General features: G+C 62.0%; 16 protein-coding genes. 7 read left to right on the forward strand and 9 right to left on the reverse strand.

Features of this window, described 5'->3' with window-relative positions; all coding sequences use genetic code 11:
• The first annotated feature begins 200 nt into the window (after nt 1-200).
• Nucleotides 201-1268, forward strand: coding sequence for a phosphotransferase family protein (locus VMP31_RS11110; protein ID WP_325507044.1), 1068 nt, complete (start codon nt 201-203; stop codon nt 1266-1268).
• A 40-nt stretch (nt 1269-1308) separates the two neighbouring features.
• Nucleotides 1309-2076, forward strand: coding sequence for an SDR family oxidoreductase (locus VMP31_RS11115; RefSeq protein WP_325507046.1), 768 nt, complete (start codon nt 1309-1311; stop codon nt 2074-2076).
• A 131-nt stretch (nt 2077-2207) separates the two neighbouring features.
• On the opposite strand, the gene VMP31_RS11120 is transcribed toward VMP31_RS11115, so the two are convergent.
• Nucleotides 2208-2855 carry a hypothetical protein gene (locus VMP31_RS11120; RefSeq protein WP_325507048.1) on the reverse strand — a complete coding sequence of 216 codons (648 nt, stop codon included), beginning with the start codon at nt 2853-2855 and terminating at the stop codon, nt 2208-2210.
• Nucleotides 2856-2956: 101 nt separating this feature from the next.
• On the opposite strand from VMP31_RS11120, the gene VMP31_RS11125 reads away from it, so the two are divergent.
• Nucleotides 2957-3742 carry a TSUP family transporter gene (locus VMP31_RS11125; RefSeq protein WP_325507050.1) on the forward strand — a complete coding sequence of 262 codons (786 nt, stop codon included), beginning with the start codon at nt 2957-2959 and terminating at the stop codon, nt 3740-3742.
• Nucleotides 3743-3751: 9 nt separating this feature from the next.
• On the opposite strand, the gene nudC is transcribed toward VMP31_RS11125, so the two are convergent.
• From nudC to VMP31_RS11160, 7 genes are all read right to left on the reverse strand, one after another.
• Nucleotides 3752-4582: an NAD(+) diphosphatase gene (gene nudC / locus VMP31_RS11130; RefSeq protein WP_325507052.1), complete on the reverse strand. Its 831-nt coding sequence runs from the start codon at nt 4580-4582 to the stop codon at nt 3752-3754.
• On the reverse strand, nt 4583-6262 hold the full coding sequence (locus VMP31_RS11135) for a ferrous iron transporter B (RefSeq protein WP_325507055.1): 1680 nt from the start codon (nt 6260-6262) through the stop codon (nt 4583-4585).
• Between the two features lie 50 nt (nt 6263-6312).
• Entirely contained in the window at nt 6313-7125 is an 813-nt protein-coding gene (locus VMP31_RS11140) for a crotonase/enoyl-CoA hydratase family protein (RefSeq protein WP_325507057.1), read from the reverse strand.
• Nucleotides 7126-7351: 226 nt separating this feature from the next.
• Entirely contained in the window at nt 7352-9607 is a 2256-nt protein-coding gene (locus VMP31_RS11145; RefSeq protein WP_325507059.1) for an Orn/Lys/Arg decarboxylase N-terminal domain-containing protein, read from the reverse strand.
• 130 nt (nt 9608-9737) lie between these two features.
• Nucleotides 9738-10481 carry a DNA polymerase III subunit epsilon gene (dnaQ, locus tag VMP31_RS11150; protein ID WP_325507061.1) on the reverse strand — a complete coding sequence of 248 codons (744 nt, stop codon included), beginning with the start codon at nt 10479-10481 and terminating at the stop codon, nt 9738-9740.
• A complete protein-coding gene (gene rnhA, locus VMP31_RS11155; protein WP_325507063.1) occupies nt 10474-10926 on the reverse strand; it encodes a ribonuclease HI in 453 nt (150 codons plus the stop codon). The genes dnaQ and rnhA overlap by 8 nt, the downstream gene beginning before the upstream one ends.
• 37 nt (nt 10927-10963) lie before the next feature.
• Entirely contained in the window at nt 10964-11725 is a 762-nt protein-coding gene (locus tag VMP31_RS11160; RefSeq protein WP_325507065.1) for a class I SAM-dependent methyltransferase, read from the reverse strand.
• A 75-nt stretch (nt 11726-11800) separates the two neighbouring features.
• On the opposite strand from VMP31_RS11160, the gene gloB reads away from it, so the two are divergent.
• Complete coding sequence (gene gloB, locus VMP31_RS11165) at nt 11801-12574, forward strand: hydroxyacylglutathione hydrolase (RefSeq protein ID WP_325507067.1); 774 nt, start codon at nt 11801-11803, stop codon at nt 12572-12574.
• A 99-nt stretch (nt 12575-12673) separates the two neighbouring features.
• Nucleotides 12674-14239: a lytic transglycosylase domain-containing protein gene (locus VMP31_RS11170; protein WP_325507069.1), complete on the forward strand. Its 1566-nt coding sequence runs from the start codon at nt 12674-12676 to the stop codon at nt 14237-14239.
• 42 nt (nt 14240-14281) lie between these two features.
• Here the strand turns inward: VMP31_RS11170 and VMP31_RS11175 are convergent, their stop codons facing one another.
• Nucleotides 14282-15706 (reverse strand): HDOD domain-containing protein, encoded by a 1425-nt coding sequence (locus VMP31_RS11175; RefSeq protein ID WP_325507071.1) that lies wholly within the window; start codon nt 15704-15706, stop codon nt 14282-14284.
• 161 nt (nt 15707-15867) lie between these two features.
• Here VMP31_RS11175 and VMP31_RS11180 point away from each other — a divergent pair, with 161 nt between their 5' ends.
• Nucleotides 15868-17697 carry an extracellular solute-binding protein gene (locus tag VMP31_RS11180; protein ID WP_325507207.1) on the forward strand — a complete coding sequence of 610 codons (1830 nt, stop codon included), beginning with the start codon at nt 15868-15870 and terminating at the stop codon, nt 17695-17697.
• Nucleotides 17694-19538: an extracellular solute-binding protein gene (locus VMP31_RS11185; protein WP_325507073.1), complete on the forward strand. Its 1845-nt coding sequence runs from the start codon at nt 17694-17696 to the stop codon at nt 19536-19538. The genes VMP31_RS11180 and VMP31_RS11185 overlap by 4 nt, the downstream gene beginning before the upstream one ends.
• Nucleotide 19539 lies beyond the last annotated feature (1 nt).

Here is a 19539-nt window from a genome sequence, read left to right on the forward strand (position 1 = left end):
CGGGCCGTCGCTACGCGACGTTAAAAATTGCTCCCGGCAATTTTTTTATGCCCGCAAACTAGGCTTCAATGGTCAATCAGGCAGCCTGATTGTGTGGCAACACGCCAGCCTATAACGGCGCGTATCGCTTGTGAGCAACCGACCGCAGCATTAGATTAACCAATAATCTTGGGCACCCATCATAAGTAGAAGGGATAAACATGGCGCTTACCGACCAGTCCACCCGCATCCGCGAAGGCGAAGAACTCGACACCGCGGTTATCGACCAGTACCTCAAGGCACATATCCCCGGCCTTACTGGCGAGCCGCGTATCAGCCAGTTTCCCGGTGGTGCCTCGAACCTGACCTACCTGCTCGAATACCCAAACCAGGAATTCGTCCTGCGCCGCCCGCCCTTTGGCCACAAGGCCAAATCCGCCCATGACATGGGCCGCGAGTACCGCATCCTCAACCAGCTCAATGCCGGCTTCCCCTACTGCCCCAAGGCCTATGTGCACTGCACCGACGAGTCGGTGATCGGGGGCGAGTTCTATGTGATGGAGCGGGTCAACGGCATCATCCTGCGTTCGGACATGCCGGCTGAGCTGAACTTCAGCGCCGAGCAGACCCGCGAACTGTGCAAGAGCTTTATCGACAAGATGGTCGAGCTGCACAACGTCGACTACCAGGCCTGCGGCCTCGGCGATCTGGGTAAGCCCGAAGGCTATGTGCAACGGCAGATTGGCGGCTGGAGTGATCGCTACGACAAGGCCCTGACCCCCGACGCGCCACTCTGGGAGCCGGTCAAAGCCTGGCTCAAGGATAAGATGCCCGCCGATCACGCCAAGTCGGCCATCGTCCACAACGACTACCGTTTCGACAACGTGATTCTCGACCCGCAGAACCCGAGCCAGATCATCGGCGTGCTGGACTGGGAGCTGACCACCATCGGCGACCCGCTGATGGACCTGGGTAACACCCTCGCCTACTGGATCGAAGCCGCTGACCCAGCGCCGGTGCAGTTGATGCGCCGCCAGCCAAGCAATGCCCCGGGCATGCTCACCCGCCAACAGTTCGCCGACTATTACGCCGAACGTTCGGGCATCGAAATCAAAAGCATCGACTTCTACTACACCTACGGTCTGTTCCGCCTGGCCGGTATCGTGCAGCAAATTTACTACCGCTACTTCCATGGCCAGACCCAGGACAAACGCTTCGCCCAGTTTATTCAGATGAACAAACTGCTGGAGCAGATGAGCCTGCAGGTCATTAATAAATCGCAGCTGTAAACGGCCGAACAGGCCTCTCAAATCAGGAAAGGAAAAGCCCATGTCCAAAACCCAACTGTTCGACCTCGACGGCAAGATCGCTTTCGTCTCCGGTGCCAGCCGCGGCATCGGTGAGGCCATCGCCAAACTGCTGGCCCAGCAAGGCGCTCATGTAATCGTCTCGAGCCGCAAGATCGACGATTGCCAGAAAGTCGCCGACGCCATCATCGCCGCTGGCGGCAAAGCCACTCCTGTGGCCTGCCATATCGGCGAGATGGAGCAGATCAGCAACGTCTTCGCACAAATCAAGGAGCAGTTCGGCCGCCTGGACATCCTGGTCAACAACGCCGCCACCAACCCGCAGTTCTGCAACGTACTGGACACCGATCTGGGCGCGTTCCAGAAAACCGTCGATGTGAACATCCGCGGTTACTACTTTATGTCCATCGAAGGCGGCAAGCTGATGAAGGCCAACGGTGGTGGCAGCATCATCAACGTCGCATCGATCAACGGCGTCTCGCCAGGCGAGTTCCAGGGTATCTATTCGGTGACCAAGGCTGCCGTGATCAGCATGACCAAGGTGTTTGCCAAGGAATGCGCGCAGTTTGGCATCCGCTGCAACGCCCTGCTGCCGGGCCTGACCGACACCAAGTTTGCCTCGGCCCTGACCAAAAACGACGCCATCCTCAAAATCGCCCTGCAGCGTATTCCGCTCAAGCGTGTTGCCGACCCGAGCGAGATGGCCGGCGCGGTGCTCTATCTGGCCAGCGATGCTTCCAGCTACACCACCGGCGTATCGCTGAACGTCGATGGCGGCTTCCTCTCCTAAGTGAGCTGAAGCGGATAAGAGAAAGGGACCCGCGGGTCCCTTTTTATGGCCTGCCATCCATGGCGGCCACCCTACGGGCCGTCGCTACGCGACGTTAAAAATTGCTCCAGGCAATTTTTATGGCCTGAAGTTTATTGCCAGTCCTGCAGGGCCTGTTTGGCGGCCTGATTCATCGGCTTGGCGAGCAAGCCTGCCGGGGTCAGGCTGATGCTGTAGACGGCATCGTCGGCAATCGGCAGATAGTTCACCCGCAGCCCCTGCGGGTCGAAGATGAACAGATCGTGCTGGCCAAGCCGCAACCAGCGCCACAGGTCGATGCCATAGGGACTGTGCGCCAGGGCGACCCGTGCGTGCTGAGCCAGAGACTGCTGCTCGATGGAAAGAAAACGTCCCGAGAGTTTTTCCAGGCGATAGCCCGGCTCCAGGCCGATCAGGGCCGCCAACCCCTTCCACTGCAGCAAGCGCGCATCCAGTTGCCAGAGATCGCCCTCCAGGGTCAGGCTGCGCTCGCGATTGCCCTCCAGCAGGCTGACCCGATAGTAGGGCCCGTCGGCCTTGAAGCTCAGGGTGGCCAGGGGCTTGTCCTGGGGGATCGGTTGGTAACTGCTGATGTCGTAGGTCAGAACGCCGATAAGCGCTGCCAGGCCGAGAAATGCCAGCCCGCAGGTACCGCGCAACCACCCCATAAACCACTGCCGGTTAAACAGGATTCGGGTCGCCACCAAGGCCGCCAGCACTGCCAGCAATGCCGTAGCCCACGCCAGTCCGCCATATTGCATCGAGGTCCATTCCTTATGCTGGAAAATGCCGGCATTATGCGCAGCTGCCTGGCTTGCGAACAGCAAGAGAACCACACAATCAGACACAGGACGTGTTTTTCATGCCTTTCCCCTTCGAGCTCGGCGTCGATCTCTCGACCCTGGCGATTCTGGCCCTGGTTGCCTTCATAGCTGGCTTTATCGACGCCATCGCTGGTGGTGGCGGCCTGCTGACCATTCCCGCTCTGCTCACCGCGGGCCTGCCGCCGCACCTGGCCCTGGGCACCAATAAACTCAGCTCGACCTTTGGCTCGGCCACCGCCAGCTACACCTTTTACCGGCGCAAGCTGTTTGCCCCCCGGCAATGGCGCAATGCGCTGATCGGTACTGCCGTGGGCGCGCTGCTGGGGGCGGCGCTGGCGCAATGGGTGCCGTCGGCCTGGCTCAACCAGATGCTGCCGGTGGTGGTCTTTGCCTGCGGCCTATACCTGTTGTTCGGCAAGACACCCGCCGCACCGCTGCTGGCCGACGCCCCCATCGCCCAGGGTCGGCAATGGCCGCAGGGCCTCAGTTTGGGTTTCTACGATGGGGTGGCGGGGCCAGGCACCGGCGCGTTCTGGACGGTTAGCAGCCTGCTGCTCTACCCGCTCGATCTGGTACGGGCCAGTGGCGTAGCACGCAGCATGAACTTCGTCAGCAATGCCTGCGCCCTCAGCGTGTTTATCCTCAGCGGTCAGGTGGCCTGGCTACTCGGCATCAGCATGGGCCTGGCGCTGATGGTTGGGGCCTTCCTCGGCGCGCGCACGGCGATCAAGGGCGGCTCGAAGTTTATCCGCCCGGTATTTATCCTGGTGGTACTGGGCTTGACCGTGCGCCTGGCCTGGCAGCACTGGTTCGGGCTGGCGTAGCCTACGCGGCTATCCCGGCAGCAACGGCTCGGGCAGCCCCAATTGGCGTGCGACATAGACATCGATCAGATAGCGGGCGATGGAACGGGCCGCCGGCAGCGGCGGCAGATCGTGCACGCTGAACCACTGCGCATCCTCGATTTCATCGGCCTGCATAACGATATCGCCGCTGACATACTCGGCGTGAAAACCGAGCATCAGGGAGTGGGGAAATGGCCAGCCCTGGCTGCCCAGGTAACGCAGGTTGCCGACCTCAACCCCCACCTCCTCGCGCACTTCGCGGACCACACACTGCTCAACCGATTCACCGGCCTCGACGAACCCTGCCAGGGTGCTATAGACCCCGGCAACAAAACGCGGCGAACGGGCCAGCAGCACTTCGTCGCCACGGGTTACCAGCACAATCATGCTCGGTGACAGGCGCGGGTAATGCTGCAGCTCGCAGCGCGGGCAATGCATCGCGCGCTCGCCGGCGATGTGCTGCATGGCACCGCCACAGCTGCCGCAGAAACGGTGCTGACGCGCCCAGGTGCCGATCTGCGTGGCATAGCTGAGCAGCCTGAAGGTATCGTCGTCGCCCTGCAGCATAAATTGGCGCAGGCTCTGCCAGGAACAACCAGGCATATCGGCCGGCTGTTCCAATTCGAGCAGGTAAACGGCATCGCCATCGAAATACCCCACGCCGTGTTCGGCCAGAATCGGCAATTCCTGCTTTTTCAGCCATTCGCGGGGGAACAGCACACCATTGCTATCGGCCAGAAAGTGCTGCTTGCAGTGTGCCAGCACCCAACCGCCCGGTTGCTGGCTATCGAGATGAGCGGGTTGCCAACGCTGCTTCATTCAAGCCACCAAGGGCATACCAAGAGCTCGGACACTCTCGGCCGCCAGATCAAGGACGCTGGGTTTGGTTTCCGGGCGCATCACCGCGCCGGCTTCCAGGTAATACTCGAGGCTGCTGAGGGCATCGGCGAGGGTTTCCAGCATTTGCTCGGAAGGCATCTGCGGCGCTTCGAACATCTGCTTCTGGATGTAATCGGCGCACGCGCCCACCAGCAGTGCGGCACGCTCCTGTTCAAGAAACCACAGGCCACCACGCACCGCCTGCAGACTGAACGGTACATTGGACAGGTGCATACGCTCGCCGCCCGACTCCAGATAGGCAGTGATCGCACGCTTGGCCAGCGCCAGACCGGCCTGGGCCTCATCGACCACCACGATGCGCGCCTCATTGAGCTGATGCAGGGCAAAGGACTCTGCATCGCTGACCGGCTGCGCCTGGGCAGGCCGCGGCTCGCGCCGCTCGCCACTCTCCAGGCTGGCGACCATGCCTTCGACATAGAGCACCGCATCCGCCAGGCTGTTCAGCTGCGCGGAATCAGGGGCCTGCTCCTCGCTCCAGCTGGCGACAGTCTGCAATTGTGCAGCCAGGGCGTTGCCCGCTGAACTCAAGCCGACCATGCCCAGGGTCTTGCTCAGCTTGCCAAGCAAGGCATGCAAGTTGCTCAGGCTATCCGCCTGCACGGTGCCGCGCTCGATCAGGTCGAGCATATCCTTGACGCTGGTCAGCTCCTCGCGAATCGCCGCGCTCAGCGAGCGCATGACCGCCTGCCCCGGGCCTGCCAGGCGCTGGTATTCGGCCTCCAGCATATGATCGGTAAACGGCATCGGCGTCAGGGCGAAGACTTCACTCAGGGCCAGGGCCTGCGGGCCACGGCTGTCGGCCAGCGCCACCAGGTAGAGCAGCTCCTTGAGCAGGCTGCGCGGAGCCTCATACTGGCCGTTGCCGAGCATCTGCTTGAGCTCGCGGTCCAGCCGCGAGAACAGTTGCTTGCGCGATCTACGCGGCAGCAGCTGACCGTCCACCTGAGCTTCCAGCGCGGCCGCGCCAATCCAGCACAAGCGCCCTCGCGGCTCGTTGGCAAACAGGTTGTCCAGACGACTCAAGGCGCGGCCCATCAGCTTCAGGCTGGCCTGGGCGTTCTGCTCGCGGATAAAACCGAGCAGACCCACTTGATACATATGACGCAAGCGCCGCCCTTCCGCTGTCTTGGCGGCCGCATCAAGGGCCGCTGGTGCGCTGCGCGGGCGCTCGTGATCGAGTCGTACGCTGAAAAAGAAGCTTTCCGGCAAGCCCTGCTGGCCGCCGGCCTGACGCAGGTCGTTGATCGCCGGCAACAACAGCTCGGGCAGTTCCTGGCGATTGGCTTCAACGTTTTCCAGATAACGGCGCAGCACATGCAAGGCATTGCTCAGGGCCGACAGCTGGGCATCACGCTCTTCGCCAGCGCCTGCGGGGATATCGGTGGCCTGGTCGAGCACTTCCTGGGCCAGCAACTCGGCCCCGGCAAGCTCGATCAGGTTGAGCGTGCCGCGTACCTGTTGCAGGTTTTCCACCGCCTGCTGCAGCAGGCTGCCGTTGTGCCGATCGGCGATAAACTGTTCGAGACTCGACTCGGCCTCCTCCATGGTGGTGAACAGTTCATCGCGCACCAGATTGAGTGACGTGGCTCCAGATACCATGAGCTATTGCGCCTCCCGCGTCGGTGAGAAAAACAGGTGGAAGGACGGCATCAGTCGGCGAACTCCGGCTTCTGCTTGCTCATATGGGCGGCCATGGCCACCCGCAGATCGACCGACTGCAGCATGGCGGCGTTCCAGGTGGCGATATATTCCAGGCCATCGTCGACCCGATGGTCGCGCATATAGCGAATCATTTCCTTGGTACCGCGCACCGCCACCGGCGATTTGCTGGCGATTTCACGGGCAATGGCCATGACCCCGTCGAGCAGGGCGTCGGTGTCGGCATAGGTGCGGTTGACCAGGCCGATGCTGCGCGCCTCTTCGCCATCAATGGTGCGGCCGGTAAAGGCCAGCTCACGCATCATGCCGTCACCGATAATCCGCGGTAGACGCTGCAAGGTGCCAACATCGGCGGCCATGCCGATATCGATCTCCTTGATCGAGAACTGTGCATCGACCGTCGAGTAACGCATGTCGCAGGCCGAGATCAGGTCGATCGCGCCGCCCAGGCAGTAACCCTGAATGGCTGCCAGTACCGGCTTGCGGCAATTGTCCACGGCATTAAAGGAGGCCTGCAGCTCAAGAATCTTGCGTCGCAGTTTTTCCGCATTGCGGCCCACATCAGGGCCCATCTGGCTGCCCAATTGCGCCAGCATCATCAGGTCGATACCCGAAGAGAAATGCTTGCCCGCCCCGGAAAGCACCACTACCCGCACTTCATCGGTGTTGTCCACCCAGCGGAAGATGTCGATGATTTCGCTCCAGAAATCGGCGCTCATGGCGTTGATCTTTTCCGGGCGATTGATCACCACATGGGCGACCTTATCTGCCAACACGACATTAAAGGCTTTGTAGTCGGACATGGCAGTCATCCTCAGCAGGGGCGCAAGCGCGCATGGCATTCTTCTTATGCTAAAAATCGAGCAACTATAACAACCACGACATAAATGTCGATGCTGTCCTCTGTGACGCAGGACACGTCATCAAAGTTAAGCTCAATTTTCAGTTATCCACGATAACCGCTTGATCTGCTGAGCTTCATAAAAGTCGGGCCTGGCCCGGCAGATAAGCTGCCGAGCCAGAGGGCGATCAAACCCTGATGCAGTCGACCGTGTAGACCCCCTCCTCGCGCTGCAAACCGTGCACATCGGCATCGAAACCCGGAAAGCTCAGGTCGAAGGTGCGGGCAAACATCAGGTAGTCGATGATCGAACGGGTCTGCGCGGTAAAGCGCTCCCCCGGCATGATCAGCGGAATACCTGGCGGGTAAGGCACCAGCATTACCGCGGCGATGCGCCCTTCCAACTGCTCGATCGGCACCGCCTCGACTTCGCCGCGCACCAGCTGGTTGTAGGCATCGGCCGGCTTGATCGCCACCTCCGGCAGCACCGTGTACATACGTTTGAGCGCCTTGGCTGTGGCGTTTTCGCGGTAGCAGGCATGCAAGGCATCGCACAGATCACGCAGGCCCATGCCCTGATAAAAGGCTTTGCCGGCCTGGGCAATCGAAGGCAGCACATCGCTCAACGGCAGGTTGGCGTCATAGCTGCGTTTGAACTCCAGCAGCTCGGTCAGCAGGGTGCTCCACTTACCCTTGGTGATGCCCATGGAGAACAGCACCAGGAAGGAATACAGACCGGTCTTCTCCACCACCAGGCCGCGCTCCCAGAGGAACTTGCTGACCACGGCCGCGGGGATGCCCTGAGCGTCCAGGGTGCCGCCCGCGGTCAAGCCGGGAGTGACCAGGGTGACCTTGATCGGGTCGAGCAGCACATAGTCTGCGGCCACCTCGCCGAAACCATGCCAGTCGGCCTGCGGCTGCAGCAGCCAGTCGACGGTGCTGACATTGTCGCCACCGGCCTGAGGCGGCTGCCAGATGCTGAACCACCAGTCGTCGATACTCAGGTTCTGCCGCAGGTTGGCCAGGGCACGGCGAAAGCTCAGGGCCTCGTCGAAGGTTTCCTGAATCAGCGAACGGCCCGCTGGGCCCTCCATCATGGCCGAGGCCACGTCCAGAGAAGCGATGATGCCGTACTGCGGCGAGGTGGAGATGTGCATCATAAAGGCTTCGTTGAAGCGATCCCGATCCAGTTGGCGCACGCCGCCATCCTGCACATGGATCATCGAGGCCTGGCTGAAGGCCGCCAGCAGCTTGTGGGTGGAGTGGGTGGTAAACACCAGCGGCGCATTCTCGGTACGCGCGGTGCCCATGCCGTAACGCCCGGCGTAAAACTCGTGAAAGGCCGCATAGGCATACCAGGCTTCGTCGAAATGCAGCACCTCGACGCTATTGCCCAGGGTTTGCTTGATCAGCTCGGCGTTGTAGCACAGGCCGTCGTAGGTGGAGTTGGTCACCACCACCAGCTTGACCATGGCCCCGCTGCTGCTCGGCACGCGGCCACGGGCAAGGGGGCTGGCATCGATCTTGGCCTGAATCGATTCGCGACTGAATTCGGACAGCGGAATCGGCCCGATAATGCCCAGCTCGTTGCGCTCAGGGCACAGGTACAGCGGGATCGCGCCGGTCATGATGATCGAATGCAGAATCGACTTGTGGCAGTTGCGGTCCACCAGCACCAAGTCATCACGGCCGACCATGCTGTGCCAGACGATCTTGTTCGCCGTCGAGGTGCCGTTGATCACGAAATAGGTATGGTCCGCACCGAAGTTGCGCGCCGCACGGGCTTCGGCCTCGGCCAGGGGACCGGTGTGATCGAGCAGCGACCCCAGCTCCGGCACCGATACCGAGAGGTCGGAACGCAGGGTGTTTTCGCCGAAAAACTGGTGAAACGCCTGGCCCACCGGGCTCTTGCGATAGGCCACGCCGCCGCCATGGCCGGGGGTGTGCCAGGAATAGTTGGACTGCGCGGTGTGCTGCACCAGGGCCTTGAAAAACGGCGGCAGCAAGCCATCCAGGTAATTACGTGCGGCGCGGGCGACCTGGCGGGCGAGAAAGGGCACGGTGTCTTCGAACAGGTAAAGAATGCCGCGCAGCTGATTGAGGTCGGCCATGGCTTCGGCCGGCGCGTTCTCGATGGTCACCTGTTCGCCCAGGGCGAAAATCGGCAGCTGCGGCGCGCGTACCCGGGAGATCCGGATCAGCTCGACCATGTCCTGCAACAGGCGCTTGTCTTCGCCCGCCCCCTCGGCGGCGACCAGGATGCAGGCCAGACCGTGGTGGGTGGAGGCGACGATGCGCCCCTCGGCGGAGCTGGCGGTGGAGAGAATGCTGAAGCCGTCCTGCTCCAGTTCCTGGGCGATGGCGCGTACCCGGTCACCGGCCACGGTATCGGCCTTGATGTCACGGTGCACGATCAGGACGGGGAATTTGAGGTCTTTATACATTGTGGCGTCCCTGAGACTGGCAAGTACTGGCTTGCCTATCGCCTCAGGGTAGAGGCTCGCCTCGCCAGGCGGAACCCCCTCTGCGTGCCGCTGTACGAAAAGGTCGCGAGTCGATAACTCGCGGCCCTTCTCAACCTTCGCTGCCAGCCTGTTCCAGCTGCTGCCACAGCGCGGGAGCGCCGGCAGATTTCTCGATGGCGGCCAGGCGCGCCTGGTGCAGAGCCAGCTCATCCGCGCTGGCGCGGATCACCCGGGTAAGCGCACGCTCGGCCGGCAGGCGACGAATCGCACTGGGCTGCTGGCGACCGTTGCTGTCGCCCTCGGAACCGTCGCCGGCCAGGGACAGATTGGTCTGCCCGCCGGTCATGGTCAGGTAAACGTCGGCGAGAATCTCGGCGTCAAGCAAAGCGCCGTGCAGGTCACGACCGGAGTTGTCGACGCCATAGCGCTTGCACAGGGCATCGAGGTTGTTGCGCTGCCCTGGGTGGCGCTCACGGGCCATCATCAGGGTGTCGAGAATCGAGCAGTGCTCGCTGATATCGGCGCGCTCGTCCTGCTTGATCAGGGCGAACTCGTTATTGATAAAACCAACGTCGAACGCGGCGTTATGAATGATCAGCTGCGCGCCCTTGATAAATTCGAAGAACTCATCGGCGATTTCCCTGAAGCGCGGCTTGTCCTGAACGAATTCGTTGGTGATGCCGTGGACCGCGATAGCGCCTTCGTCGATCTCGCGATCCGGCTGCAGGTAGACATGGTAGTGCCGCCCGGTCAGACGCCGGCCGATCAGTTCGACGCAGCCGATTTCAATGATCCGGTGGCCATCGCCCACCGGCATACCGGTGGTTTCGGTATCGAGAACTACACTACGCACGCTTCGCACTCCTCACATCATCTACACCGCGGTTGGCCAGTTGGTCGGCCCGCTCGTTGCCCGGGTGGCCGGTATGACCGCGCACCCATTGCCAAGTCACCTTGTGCCGCCCTACCTGCTCGTCCAGCAGCTGCCACAGGTCAGCATTCTTCACCGGCTGTTTGGCCGCAGTTTTCCAGCCGCGCTTCTTCCAGTTGGGCATCCAGTCCTGAATGCCCTGCATCACATACTGGGAGTCGGTAACCAGGCGCACATCGCACTCACGCTTCAATTCGGCCAGGGCACGAATGGCCGCAGTCAGCTCCATGCGGTTATTGGTGGTATCGGCTTCGCCGCCCCACAGCTCCTTCTCGACACCCTTGAAGATCAGCAGTGCCCCCCAGCCACCCACGCCAGGATTGCCCTTGCAGGCACCGTCGGTATAGATCTCGACCTGTTCATTCATGTAGCTGCAATCTCTCACTCAATATATTCGGTCGGTTCTATTTCTGCGGCGGCTCGCGGCGACTGACCTTGGCAACCGGCATCGGCACTAGCTTGCCCATGGGCTGGCGGCTCGGCTGGCGCAGCGGGCGCAAACCCACCACTAACTTGCGCGCCACCAGCACATAAAAGCCGCCACCGGGCGGCTGCCAGGCTGCGCCCCAGGTTTCCAGCGGAGCCAGGCGCGCCTGCCAGGCGCTCGAAGAAAGCGGCGGACGATAGCACCCGAAGCGGCGTTTCTCCAGCGCGAAGCCCAGCAGATGCAGCCAGTCGCTGACCCGGTTGGGCGCAATGCAGCGCGCCTGATGCAAGGCATCCCGGGTAAAGAAATGGCGCAGGCCCCAGGCGCTGCGCGGGTTGACGCCGACGATCAGCAAATGCCCGCCGGGCCTGACGCTACGCGCAGCCTCGCGCAGCAGACCATGGGGCGACACGCTGAAGTCCAGGCCGTGCTGCAGCACCACAACATCGGCGGCATGTTCGGTAAGGGGCCAGGATTGCTCCTCGCAGACGATCTCCACGCCAGTGAAGGGCGCGCCCAGGCGCACACTGCGCTGGATCTGTGCGGCATCGGGAATAGGCTGGGCCGAAGGGCCGTAGTGCACCAGGTAGCCGCCAAAGAAACGCGCCAGCTCGTCTTCCAGCAGGTGACGCTCCTGCTCCAGCAGCAATTGCCCGTAGGGGCCGTTGAACCAGCTGCGCGCCTTGCCGATCAGGCTGAGCCAATCGCTGTCGGCCAGAGCAAAAGGATGGTCGGACATAAAAATTACCTGCATAGCCAGCACCGCCAATGAGACCTAAGATGCACCTTTATGGCCTGCTTAGCGACCCGCATCATGATAAAAATCGACGCCCTGCCCGCTTTCTCCGACAACTACATCTGGTTGCTGCAGGACCCCGAGCAACGCCGTTGCGCGGTCGTCGACCCTGGCGATGCCGCCCCCGTCGAAGCCTGGCTCGCGGCCCATCCCGACTGGCAGTTGAGCGATATCCTGATCACCCATCACCACTTCGACCATGTCGGCGGTATCGAACGGTTGAAGGCCCTGAGTGGGGCCCGGGTACTGGGGCCGGCCAAAGAACAGATTCCCGGCCGCGACCAGGCACTCGGCGAAGGTGACCAGGTCGAGGTGTTGGGCCAGGTTTTCAGCGTTATCGAGGTGCCCGGCCATACTCTGGGGCATATTGCCTACCACCAGGCGCAACAGCACTGGCTGTTCTGTGGCGACACCCTGTTTGCCGCAGGCTGCGGCCGCCTGTTCGAAGGCAGCCCCGAGCAGATGCACGCCTCCCTCAGCCGTCTGGCCGCCCTGGCAGGGCAGACCCAGGTGTTCTGCACTCATGAGTACACCCTGAGCAACCTGCGTTTTGCCGTCGCGGTGGAGCCGCATAATCAGCAGATCCAGCAGCGCCTCGAACAGGTCACGGCCTGGCGCGAAGCCGGGCGAATCAGCCTGCCCTCGCCCCTGGCTCTGGAGCGCGCCACCAACCCCTTTCTGCGCAGCGCCGAAGTCGGCGTGCAGCGCAAGATCGACGAACGCGATGGCCCCATGGCGCGCACTAACGAGCAGGTTTTTGCCGCCCTGCGCGCCTGGAAAGATAAGTTCTAAAAGCACGATAAGCCCACAAAAGACTGGTTAAAACTTGACCAGCGCCGGCCTCGTTCCTAGAATCCCCCGATCTTTCAGCCCGGACGTCCCCATCAGCCAATGCCCCAATCACCACGCAAGACCTTGAATTTAAAGGCATTGACCCAAGGCTCCCGGGCGCTTGCGGTGGTGTTTTGCATAACCCTCGCCGGCTGTCAGAGCGTGGGCGAGAAGCCCGCCGACGACCGCAGCCGCGACACCGATCGCGCCGTCGGCCTGGAGCAGGAACCCGAGTGGCTGACCGACAGCATCCAGCCGCCAGTACCGGAAGAACCCAAGGACATCTGGGAGCGGGTACGCGCCGGCTATCAGCTGCAAGACAGCATCACCCTCAATCCGCGCATCGAGCAGCAGCGCCTGTGGTTCGTCAGCAACCCTTCCTTTGTGGAAAAGGTCGGCGAGCGCAGCAGCCCCTATATCCACTTTATCGTCGAGCGCCTGGAACAGCGCAATATGCCGATGGAGCTGGCCCTGCTGCCGATGATCGAAAGCGCCTACAACCCCCTGGCCTATTCCCACGCCCAAGCGGTCGGCCTGTGGCAATTCATTCCCTCCACCGGGCGCAACTTCAACCTGCGTCAGACCAACTGGTACGACGGCCGGCGCGATGTAATGGCCTCGACCGATGCCGCCATCAGTTACCTGACCCGCCTCAAGGAAATGTTCAACGGCGACTGGTTGCTCGCCCTCGCCGCCTACAACGCTGGCGAAGGTCGGGTTAGCCGGGCGATCGAGCGTAATCAGAAACTCGGCCTGCCGACCGATTACTGGAACCTCAACCTGCCCAAAGAAACCCAGAACTACGTGCCCAAGCTGCTGGCCCTGTCGCAAGTGGTGATGACCCCGCAGGCTTATGGCGTCAGCCTCAATCCGATTGCCAATGAACCCTACTTCGAGAAGGTCGAGTTCAAACAGCGCATGGATCTGTCGCGGGTGGCCGCCATGGCCGGCCTCGATGAGGATGAGCTCTATCTGCTCAACCCTGCCTTCAAGAAAGGGGTGACCCTCGACGGCCCGCAACACCTGCTGGTACCAACCGACAAGGCCGAACTGCTGACCGCCAACCTGCTCTTGATGAAGCCCCAGGAACTGGTTGACTGGCAGCAATACCGGGTGCGCTCGGGCGACAGCCTGCACAGCATCGCCAACCGCCATCAACTGACGGTCAATACCCTCAAGGACATCAACAAGCTCACCAGCAACTCGCTGCGGATCGGCCAGGTGCTGAGCATCCCCGCCCAGCCCGGCGCGCAGCTCGCCGACCTGGGCCTGCAGCACAGCCCCAGCAGCGCGCAGAAGCCCCGTACCTATAGGGTGAAGAGCGGCGACAGCCTCTGGCAGATCGCCAAGAACCACCAGCTTGCGGTCAAGGACGTGCAGCGCTGGAACAAGCTCTCGGGCAACACCCTGCGCGTGGGCCAGACCCTCAGCCTGCATGGCGCAAGCGGCGCAACGGCCGGCTCACCCCGTAGCAACGTGACCTACTACCGAGTACGCCAGGGCGACTCCCTGTACCTGATCGCCAAGCGCTTCAAGGTGCCGATGAAGAACCTGCAAACCTGGAACCCGCGGGCCGGCAAAGCCCTCAAGCCAGGGCAGACCCTGACCCTCTACGTACCGCGCTAACAGCGTTCGTGACAGCCTTACCGGCTGTCACGAAGCAGCCTGTCAGCCCTTCTTTGTCAGCGCTTCCAGACAGCGCCCAGTCAGCTGAGTAAAGCGCTGGAAGGCAACGAACTGTTCGTGCTTCAGAGCCCGTCCGGAAACCCGGCCATCGGCATATATCACCCCGATTTCGCGCTTGCCGGCCAACAGCGGGGCAATAAAGAACATGCCTTGGCCCAACCGCTGGCGGATCGGCTGGGTCACCAATTCGGCGAGGTTATAACTAGCCGGCACGCCCATCCACAGGGCCTCCTTGTGGCGCAGCACATAACTGAAGATATGCTGCTGCTCGGGCTGTTCGACCGGCAGGACAAAATCGTTCAGGCCTTTTTCCGTGGCCTCGCCCACCACCCGCTTGGCCCGGAAGCAGCTCTGCCCGTCAGCCAGCACCACCAACATCACCCGCTCCAGCCCGGCCCCCTGATGCAGGCCCCTGAGCAGGGTGTCGAGAATATTGCCCACCTCGCCGCGCTGCACCGCCATCTGCCCCAGGTCCTGCAGGGCTTGCTGCAATACCAGCAGATTGGGCTGTAACAGGCTGGCCTTGCGCTGTTCCTGCTGCAGACGAATCTGCTCCGGGTCGGTATTGGGAATCAGCTTGCCGAGTTCGCTGGCCCCGAAGGTTGCGGCCACCTTGACCGCCTCGTCGGCACTGGCCAGCACCTGCTGCATGGCCTCCTCGGGAGTAACCCCGGTCAGGCTCGCCATCTCGTCGAGCAGTTTTTCCATGGCCACCGAGTCCCAGCCCTGCAAGGCAGCCTCGCTGATCCGCGCACCCAAGCTGACCGCACGCACGGCGGGGTCGTTATGGTTGGCACTGTTTTGCGCCAAGCCGACAATGCCACCCAGGTTCCAGCTTTTCACCAGGCCCTGGGTCAGGTGGCGAAAGCTGGTTCCGAGCACCGCCATGACCGCCTCGTCGGCATCCACGCCGGGCTGGGCCAGGGCGCTGGCCAGCTCGTCGGCCTGGTCATCGGCGCAGCCCCAGAACGCCAGCTCGCCGATGTTATGCAGCAGGGCGGCGACGAAGACTTCTTCCTCATGCCTGGACAGCACGTAACCGGCGATGTTGCGGGCCTGCACGGCGGCATGAAAGGAGCGCGCCAGCAGTTCCTGCAACTGATGCCGCGAGGCACTGCCCAACAGGCCATCGATCAGACTCACCGACAGGCCGATCTGGCGCACGTTATCGAAGCCGATCAGCACAATCGCGCGGGAAATGGTGCGAATGGTTTCCTGGGACGGGTTGTAATAGACGCTGTTGCCGATGCGCAGCACCTTGGAGGTCAAGGAGGCATCGCGTAACAACACATCGGCCAGCTGCTGGACCGAAGACTTGCCGTTCTGGGTCAATCGATGCAAGTCCTGCACCACCGCCGCGAGGGCGGGCAATTCAGCTTGGTTAAATCGTTCAATCCATGAATGCATACCATGGCTATGTGTACCCAAGATCATTGCCTCGCAGTTATTGGGGGTAGTGTAGTCAAACTGTTACTCACTGGCTGACCTGCTCTTTTTCCAGCGGATACAAGCTGTTACTGTACCTGACCAGCAGCCCATAAGACGCCACGGATCGGATATTTCACTTGATACGTCCCCTCCTCTCGCTGTTCCTCTGCCTGGCCATCAGCTTTCCGGCCTGGTCGACTCTTCGCGAAAGTCACGGCTACGCCCAATTCGGGGTACTCAAGTACCCCGCCAGCTTTACCCACTTCGACTGGGTAAACCCCGAAGCCCCCAAGGGCGGCACCCTGCGGATCATGGCTTCAGGCAGCTTCGACACCCTGAATCCCTATACCTTCAAGGGCAGCAGCCCCGTCGCCACCGCCAACTTTCTGCAATACGGGGTCAATGAATACAATGCCCCGCTGATGGTGGGTACTGGCGCGTACGACCCCTCGGGCGATGAACCCACCTCCAGTTATGGCTTGATTGCCCGCTCGGTCGAGTACAGCGAGGACCGCAGCTGGGTGGTATTCAACCTGCGCCCCGAGGCCCGCTTCCACGATGGCAAGCCCATTACCGCCTATGACGTGGCCTTCTCCTACAAGCTGCTGCTCAAGGACGGCCACCCGCAGTACCGCACCAACCTGCAGGAAGTCCAGCGCGTCGACATTCTCAATCGGCACAGCGTGCGCTTCGTCTTCAAGCGTGCCGGTAATCCGCTGCTGATCCTGCGCCTGGGCGAGCTGCCGGTGCTGCCGCAACATTACTGGCAGGATCGCGACTTCAAGGCCACCACCTACGAACCGCCGCTGGGCAGCGGGCCCTACCGCATCACCAAGGTCAGCCCAGGGCGCAGCCTGACCTTCGAGCGGGTCAAAGACTGGTGGGGCACGCAACTGCCGGTCAACCGCGGCAAATACAATTTCGACCGAGTTGAAGTGGAGTTCTATCGCGACAGCCATGTCGCCTTCGAAGCCTTCAAGGCTGGCGAGTTCGACGTCTATATCGAGCAGCAGGCGAAGAACTGGGCCAGCGGCTACCGCTTCCCTGCCCTGGCTCGCGGTGAAGTGATCAAGGCGGAAATTCCCCACCAGATCCCCACCCAGACCCAGGCACTGTTTATGAACACCCGGCGCAGCGTGTTCAGCGACGTCAGGGTGCGCGAGGCCATGGGCCTGATGTTCGATTTCGAATGGGCCAACCGCGCGCTGTTCAACAGCTCCTATACCCGCGCCAAGAGCTACTACCCCAACAGCGAGTTCTCCGCCAGCGGCAAACCGGAAGGGGCCGAATGGCTGCTGCTTTCGCCGCACCGCAAGCAATTACCGCCGCGCCTGTTTAGCGAACCCTTCACGATGCCGCAAACCGATGGCCGCGGTATCCCCCGGGAAACCTTGCGCCGCGCCTTGGGTCTATTGGCCGACGCCGGCTGGAAACCTTCAGGGCAACGCCTGCTCAATAGTCAGGGCGAGCCTCTGCGCTTCGAGATACTGCTGGTCAATCCCAACCTCGAGCGCATTCTCCAGCCCTTTACCGAAAACCTTGCCAGCATCGGTATCCAGGCCAGCCTGCGCACCGTTGACCGCGCCCAGTACAAGCAACGCCTTGATCAATTCGACTTTGACATGATCCTTCTGACCCTGCCGCAGACCCTCAGCCCTGGCCTGGAACAATCGCTGTACTTCCACTCCAGCCAGGCCAGCCTCAAAGGTGGCAGGAACTATGCAGGCGTCAGCCACCCGGTCGTGGACAGCCTGATCGACCGCCTGCTCTCGGCGCAGACGCGCGACGAGCAGGTTGCCGCGACCCGCGCCCTCGACCGCGTGTTGCTCTGGCAGCATTACAGCATCCCGAACTGGTATATCGATTATCACCGCCTGGCATATCGCAACCGATTTGCCTTTGTCGCCACACCGCCCTACACCCTGGGGCTACGGACCTGGTGGCTGAAGTCCATGGAGAACGCTAAATGACCCATGCGTTGCGCGCCTTACTCGTCCACGGTAGCGGCATTGCCCTGCTCAGCCTTGCCGGCCTGGCCCTGGCCGGCCCCAAACACGCCCAGACCCTGTACGACGAGCCCCCCAAGTACCCAGCCAATTTCCAGCACTTCGATTACGTAAACCCCGACGCGCCCAAGGGCGGTAGCTTACGCCAGGCCGGTTTCGGTGGTTTCGACAGCCTCAACCCCTTTATCAACAAGGGGGTGGCCGCCGACGATCTCGGCCTGATCTACGACACCCTGACCCATCACAGCCTGGACGAACCCTTTACCGAGTACGGCCTGCTCGCGGAAAAGATCGAGAAGGCCCCAGACAACGCCTGGGTGCGTTTTTATCTGCGCCCCGAGGCACGTTTCCACGATGGCCAGCCGGTCACCGCCGAAGACGTCAAGTTCACCTTCGAAACCCTGATGAGCAAAGGTGCCCCCACCTACCGCGGCTACTATGCCGATGTCGATCGGGTCGAAATCGAGGGGCCACTCAAGGTTCGCTTTGTCTTCAAGCACGCCGGCAACCGCGAACTGCCGCTGATTGTCGGTCAGTTGCCGGTGCTGCCCAAGCACTGGTGGGCCGAGCGCGATTTCAGCAAGAGCAATCTGGAAATCCCCCTGGGCAGCGGCCCCTACCGGGTCGCAGACGTACAAGCCGGCCGCTCGATTCGCTACGAGCGAGTCAAGGACTGGTGGGCCAATGGCCTGCCAGTCAGCCGCGGCTTCTACAACTTCGACACCCGCCGGATCGATTACTACCGCGATAACACCGTGGCCCTGGAAGCCCTGAAGGCCGGCCAGTTCGACTATTGGCTGGAAACCAGCGCGAAGAACTGGGCCACCGCCTACAACATCGGCGCGGTCGCCAACGGCCAGCTGATCAAGGAAGAAATCGCCAACCACAACCCCACGGGCATGCAGGGCTTTATCTACAACACCCGCCGCCCGTTGTTCCAGGACCGCCGCGTACGTGAGGCCCTCGGCCTGCTGTTCGATTTCCAATGGGCCAACCGCCAGCTGTTCAATGGTGCCTACACCCGTACCCGCAGCTATTTCGACAACTCCGAACTGGCCTCCGTCGGCCTGCCCAGCCCAGGCGAGCTAAAGCTGCTTGAGCCGCTGCGTGAACAGATTCCGCCGCAGGTCTTTACCGACGAATACCAGCCGCCGGTCACCGACGGCAGCGGCATCATTCGCGAACAGCAGCGCCGCGCCTATCAGCTGCTGCAGGAAGCCGGCTGGCGCATCGAAGGCGACCAGATGCTGGACGCCGAAGGTAAGGCCGTCAGCTTCGAGTTCCTCCTCGCCCAGACCGAGTTCGAGCGCGTACTGCTGCCGTTCAAACGCAACCTGGCGGACCTGGGCATCGACCTGGTGATCCGCCGGGTCGATGTCTCCCAGTACATAAACCGCCTGCGTTCGCGTGACTTCGACCTGATTGTCAGCGGTTTCGGCCAGTCCAACTCCCCCGGCAACGAGCAGCGTGAGTACTGGCACTCCAGCAGCGCCGACAACCCCGGCAGTCGCAACTTTATCGGCCTGAAGGACCCGGCCGTGGATCAGCTGGTCGAAGGCCTGATCAAAGCCGACTCGCGGCAAAGCCTGATCGAGCATACCCGCGCCCTGGATCGCGTCTTGCTCTGGGGCCACTACGTGATCCCCAACTGGCATATCAAGACCTGGCGCGTGGCCTACTGGAATCGCTTCGAGCACCCGAAAGTCACCCCGCAGTACGATATCGGCCTGAACACCTGGTGGGTCCGCCCACAGGCACCCGAAGCGCAGCCAGAACCGGCTGCCTCCCCGACGGCGGAGCAATAAG

The sequence above is a fragment of the Pseudomonas sp. genome (assembly GCF_035512415.1).
Taxonomy (GTDB): domain Bacteria; phylum Pseudomonadota; class Gammaproteobacteria; order Pseudomonadales; family Pseudomonadaceae; genus Aquipseudomonas.